General features: G+C 73.7%; 4 protein-coding genes. 2 read left to right on the top strand and 2 right to left on the bottom strand.

The window, feature by feature from the left end:
* Positions 1-145: 145 nt before the first annotated feature.
* Positions 146-859 (top strand): GNAT family N-acetyltransferase, encoded by a 714-nt coding sequence (locus tag ACFRCR_RS16360; RefSeq protein WP_377678986.1) that lies wholly within the window; start codon positions 146-148, stop codon positions 857-859.
* Between the two features lie 43 nt (positions 860-902).
* Here ACFRCR_RS16360 and ACFRCR_RS16355 read toward each other — a convergent pair whose 3' ends face one another.
* Together ACFRCR_RS16355 and ACFRCR_RS16350 are read right to left on the bottom strand one after the other, a co-directional pair.
* Positions 903-1,769: a phosphotransferase enzyme family protein gene (locus ACFRCR_RS16355; protein WP_377678984.1), complete on the bottom strand. Its 867-nt coding sequence runs from the start codon at positions 1,767-1,769 to the stop codon at positions 903-905.
* A 45-nt stretch (positions 1,770-1,814) separates the two neighbouring features.
* Entirely contained in the window at positions 1,815-2,792 is a 978-nt protein-coding gene (locus ACFRCR_RS16350) for a DUF2599 domain-containing protein (protein ID WP_377678983.1), read from the bottom strand.
* A 208-nt stretch (positions 2,793-3,000) separates the two neighbouring features.
* On the opposite strand from ACFRCR_RS16350, the gene purL reads away from it, so the two are divergent.
* Positions 3,001-5,373 (top strand): phosphoribosylformylglycinamidine synthase subunit PurL, encoded by a 2,373-nt coding sequence (gene purL, locus ACFRCR_RS16345; protein ID WP_377678981.1) that lies wholly within the window; start codon positions 3,001-3,003, stop codon positions 5,371-5,373.
* Positions 5,374-5,413 lie beyond the last annotated feature (40 nt).

Here is a 5,413-nt window from a genome sequence, read left to right as displayed (position 1 = left end):
GACGGGTCCCGTCGTGCGTCCGGGCCTCGACCGGCCACGTCGCGTCGCGTCGGTCGTGGTCCCGGCGCCTCGTCCGTCCTCGGCCCGACGGCGAGTCCCCGCCATTCCTGTTGACGCACCTCGCGGACTTCGCCAGGCTGCACCGATGGCCCCCGAACCCGTCCCCGACGCCCGCGCGTCGTCAGGCACCGCACCCGCACGCCCGACGCGCACCGAGCTCTGGCCCCCGTCGGGCCTACGGGTCGTCTCGGGGGATCTCGAGCTGCGTCACCTCGACGAGGACCTCCTGTACCGGCTCGCTGCCGTCGGCGGCGAGGGCATCCACGACGACGGGTTCATGCCCTTCGCCTTCCCGTGGTCACGCGGTTCGGCGGTCGAGGTCGGCCGCAGCATCCTGGCCTACCAGTGGGGTGCGGCGTCACGGATCGCGCCCGCGTCCTGGGCGATCGAGCTGGCCGTGGTCCGCGGCGGCGAGGTGCTGGGCGTCCAGGCGCTCACGGCGTCGGACTTCGTGGTGACCCGCACGGCGGAGTCCGGCTCGTGGCTGGGGCGCCGGTACCAGGGGGCAGGCGTCGGCACGATCGCGCGGCTCATGATTCTCGAGCTCCTCTTCGCGGGGTTCGACGCCCGGACGGCCACGACGTCGGCCTGGGAGGACAACGCTCCCTCCCACGGCGTCACGCGCAAGCTCGGCTACCGGCCCAACGGCGCGCAGACGCTCGCCCGCGAGGGAGAGCCGGCGGTCAACGTCCGGTACCGCCTCGACCGCGAGGACTGGGACACGCGCCCGGCGGCGCTGCGTCCCGAGGTGACGCTCCACGGCGTCGGACCGGTCAGGGAGATGCTGGGCCTCGACTGAGCGGTTGCCCGGCGAGGCGCCGACCACGCGGCTACCGGTGCCGTCAGGTTGCGACCAGGGTCGCCAGCACCGATCTCGCCTCAGCCTCGAAGGCCGGGTCGTCGTGCGCGACCGACCACGCGATGATCGCGAGCGTCGAGAGCGCGACGTAGGCGCGCAGCACGAGGCGGTCCTCGTCGTCGGGCATGTGTCCATAGCCCTCGAGGAACGCCGCCTCGAGGTCGGGGCGATCACGCCACTCGCGCATCGTGAGCTTCTGCAGGTCCACGGCCCACGGCGAGGGCTCGGCGTGCGCGAAGTCGATCACGCGCACACGGCCGCCCGCGTCGACGAGCCAGTTGCGCGGCCCGAAGTCGCGGTGCGCGGGCACGAGCCGGACCGACCGCACGTCCGCCACGGGTGCCGCGACCTCGCGCAGCCGCACAAGGTCGGTCGCGTCGACGAGCGGGGCGAGCGCGGCGGCCTTCTCGTCGAGGTCCGCGAGGAGACGCTCTCCGTAGCCCTCGTCGGGCACGCCCGGGGCGCTCGCGTGCAGCCGTGCCAGCAGTGCCCCGGCCTGTCGGTGGACCTCCGGGTCGAGGGCTACGTCGCCCTTTGCGAGGTCTCCGGGGACGTGGGTCAGGACCAGGACCTGCGCGTCGCTGTCGACGGCGAGCAGCTGCCCCGCGTCGTCGCCGAGCACGGGCACGTACCTCCGCAACGCCTCGACCTCGCGGGCCACGTTGCGTGCCGACCGTTCCCACTTCACGACGACGTCGCCCGCCCCGGTGCGCACACGCGCCACGCGGGACTCGCCGTGCGGCCAGATCCACTCCTCGACGAGCTCCGTACGGGTGCCCGCGCCGACCGAGCCGGCCCAGGCCGCGGCAGCGTCGAGCAGGTCGGAGGACGGCGGCAGGTCGGAGGACATCCGCCGATGCTAAGGCCTCGGCTCGTAGAGGGCGGGGAGGCCGGGCTAGGCCGTCGGGTTGCAGCGCGCCGCGGCCGTCGCCAGGAAGCCGACGTCCGGGCGCCACGGCTCCAGGTTCCACGTCTTCTTGTCGGTTGCGCCCAGGGCGTGGCAGTCGAACTGGTCGCGCATGGTCGTCGAGGCGGCCTCGGGCTCGCTCGCGACGAGCTGCGCCCAGGCCGTCGCCTCGCCCACGATGCCCGACTGCCGCGCCCACGGCGTCGGGTCGACCGCGAGCGAGCGCCCGCCCTCGCGGTCTCCCCAGGTCGCGCTGCGCACGCCCTGCGCGCCGAGCCACGTGGTCACGGTCCAGCCGTGCCCGGTTCCGGCAGCGTCTCCCGTCGCGCTCCCGGTGCCCGACGGCGTCGCCCCCCGGGCCTTCGCGTGCACCTCGGCGCGGGTCGGCGCCACGACCACGGCTCCTGCGCTGCCTGCTGATCCGGACGTCTCCGTCGCCTCCGGCGCCGACAGCCCACCGAGCGGGGTGCCTGCGGCGTCGAGGACCGTGATGCTGCCGTCGCTGTTGCGCACCAGGGAACCGTCGGCGGGGGAGACGAGGTCGATCGTCGCGGGGACCGCGGTGCTCACGGCGTCGGGGCCGTCGGTCGTGCCGGTCGGGGCGCTTCCCGACGAGGTGACGGTCGCCGCCTCGTCGGGGGGCAGCACGAACGCGACGCGGCTCGACCCGTCCTCGTCCGGGGTGACCGTGACGGGCTCGCCGCCGGCCGCGTTGGCTGCCTCGAGCGGCACCGTCAGCACGAGCTCGATCCCGTCGGCCGAGAGGGCCTGGGTCACGGTGGCCCGCTCGGGTGACGGTGCCGGCGAGGGGTCTCCGGGCGCGGCCCCCTCGGGAGCCTCGGACGTGGACGGGACGGGAGCGGCGCCGTCGGGCAGGGAGCAGCTCGTGGCCAGGACGGCCACGACCATGCCCACCACCGCGAGGGTGGCGTGCGGGCGGGGGCGACGAAGGACGAGGGAGGTCACCGTGCGAGGCTATCCCCGCTCGCCGAGGGGCCCGCACCCCGCCGCTCACGTGCCAGGGAGCCGTCCGCCGCACGCGTTCGTGGACGCCCGCCCCCACCGCTCCCGACCGCCGGTAAACTGGCCGCACCTGTGCAGCCCCGTGCCGGTCGCCTCCTCGATGACTCGCTCGTCGAAACGCGCCGGCTGGCACGCCACCCCGAGGGATTCGATGACCGCCCCCAGCAACGCCCCGACGCCCGCCGCAGCGACCTCCGAGCACCGGCCGCACCTCGACACGGTCGAGCGCGCAGCCGCCACCCCCGACGAGACGCAGCCCTTCGCGGAGCTCGGCCTCAAGCCGGACGAGTACCAGCGCATCCGCGACATCCTCGGGCGACGCCCCACGGCCGCCGAGCTCGCGATGTACTCCGTCATGTGGTCGGAGCACTGCTCGTACAAGTCGTCCAAGGTGCACCTGAGCACGTTCGGCAAGAAGACGACCGACGAGATGAAGAAGCACCTTCTCGTCGGCATCGGCGAGAACGCGGGCGTCGTCGACATCGGCGACGGCTGGGCCGTGACGTTCAAGGTCGAGTCCCACAACCACCCGAGCTTCGTCGAGCCCTACCAGGGAGCGGCGACCGGCGTCGGCGGGATCGTGCGCGACATCATCTCGATGGGCGCGCGCCCCGTGGCCGTCATGGACCAGCTGCGCTTCGGCGCGGTCGACCACCCGGACACGGCGCGCGTCGTGCACGGCGTCGTGTCGGGTGTCGGCGGCTACGGCAACTCCCTGGGCCTGCCGAACATCGGCGGCGAGCTCGTGTTCGACTCCTCGTACCAGGGCAACCCGCTGGTCAACGCGCTGTGCATCGGCGTGCTGCGCCACGAGGACATCCACCTCGCCAACGCCTCGGGCGTCGGCAACAAGGTCGTCCTGTTCGGTGCGCGCACGGGCGGCGACGGCATCGGTGGCGCCTCGATCCTCGCGTCCGAGACGTTCGAGGACGGCGTCCCCGCCAAGCGCCCGAGCGTCCAGGTGGGCGACCCCTTCATGGAGAAGGTCCTCATCGAGTGCTGCCTCGAGCTCTACGCGGCGCGCGTCGTCGAGGGCATCCAGGACCTCGGCGCGGCCGGCATCTCGTGCGCCACCTCGGAGCTCGCCTCGAACGGTGACGGCGGCATGCACGTCGAGCTCGACTCGGTCCTGCTGCGCGACCCGTCGCTCAACGCGGGCGAGATCCTCATGTCGGAGTCGCAGGAGCGCATGATGGCGGTCGTCGCGCCCGACAAGCTCGACGAGTTCCTCGCCATCACGAGCAAGTGGGACGTCGAGACGTCCGTCATCGGCGAGGTCACCGGCACGGGCCGCCTGACGATCGACCACCAGGGCGAGCGCATCGTCGACGTGGACCCCAGGTCGGTGGCGCACGAGGGCCCCACCTACCACCGCCCCTACGCGCGCCCCACGTGGATGGACGGCCTCAACGCGGACACCGTGGTTGCTGCCGCGCTGGCACGTCCCGAGACCGCCGACGAGCTCCGCGCGACCGCGCTGCGCCTGCTCGGCTCGCCCAACCTCGCGTCGAAGGAGTGGGTCACCAACCAGTACGACCGCTTCGTCCAGGGCAACACGGCCCTCGCCCAGCCCGACGACGGCGGCGTGATCCGCGTCGACGAGACCACGGGCCTCGGGGTCGCGCTCGCGACCGACGCCAACGGCCGCTACGCCAAGCTCGACCCGCGCACGGGCGCCCAGATCGCGCTCGCCGAGGCGTACCGCAACGTCGCCACGACCGGCGCACGTCCGCTCGCCATCACCGACTGCCTCAACTTCGGCTCCCCCGAGGACCCCGACTCCATGTGGCAGCTCGTCGAGGCCATCGAAGGCCTGGCCGACGCGTGCCAGACCCTCGGCGTCCCCGTCACGGGCGGCAACGTCTCGCTCTACAACGGCACGGGCGAGCCCGGGCAGATCGACTCCTCGATCCACCCGACGCCCGTCGTCGGCGTCCTCGGCGTGCTCGACGACGTCGCGCACGCCACCGGGTCCGGCTGGCGCGAGGCCGGGGAGGCCGTCTACCTCCTCGGCACGACCCGCCCCGAGCTCGACGGCTCCGCCTGGGCCGACGTCGTCCACCAGCACCTCGGCGGCGTGCCCCCGCAGGTCGACCTCGCGGCCGAGCGCGCACTCGCCGAGGTGCTCGTCAACGCGAGCCGCGACGACCTGGTCTCCGCCGCGCACGACCTCTCCGAGGGCGGCCTGGTCCAGGGCCTCCTCGAGGCGTCGCTGCGCTTCGGCACCGGCGCCAAGGTCTCGATCGACGCCCTCGCGGCGCGCGACGGCGTCACCCCGTTCGAGGCCCTGTTCTCCGAGTCCACGGCCCGCGCGCTCGTCGCCGTGCCGCGCGGTGAGGAGACCAAGCTGGTCGACGCGTGCGTCGCGCGCGGCGTGCCCGTCCTCAAGATCGGCGAGACCGGCACCGAGCCCGCCGAGGTCACCGAGACCGGGGAGTCGCTCGAGGTCGAGGGCATCTTCACGATCCCGCTGAGCGAGGCCGACCAGGTGTTCCGTGCGACCCTGCCGGGGATCTTCGGCTGATTCGCTGCTGAGCCGCCGACGGGGCGGGGCGCCGGAGACC

Source organism: Oerskovia sp. NPDC056781 (assembly GCF_042789955.1).
GTDB classification, from domain to species: domain Bacteria; phylum Actinomycetota; class Actinomycetes; order Actinomycetales; family Cellulomonadaceae; genus Oerskovia; species Oerskovia rustica.
This window is presented reverse-complemented; position numbering and strand designations above follow the sequence as displayed.

Excerpts from the sequence above, each read along its gene's own strand:
- purL (WP_377678981.1), top strand. The coding sequence starts at position 3,001 with ATGACCGCCCCCAGCAACGCCCCGACGCCCGCCGCAGCGACCTCCGAG.
- ACFRCR_RS16360 (WP_377678986.1), top strand. The coding sequence starts at position 146 with ATGGCCCCCGAACCCGTCCCCGACGCCCGCGCGTCGTCAGGCACCGCA.
- ACFRCR_RS16355 (WP_377678984.1), bottom strand. The coding sequence starts at position 1,769 with ATGTCCTCCGACCTGCCGCCGTCCTCCGACCTGCTCGACGCTGCCGCG.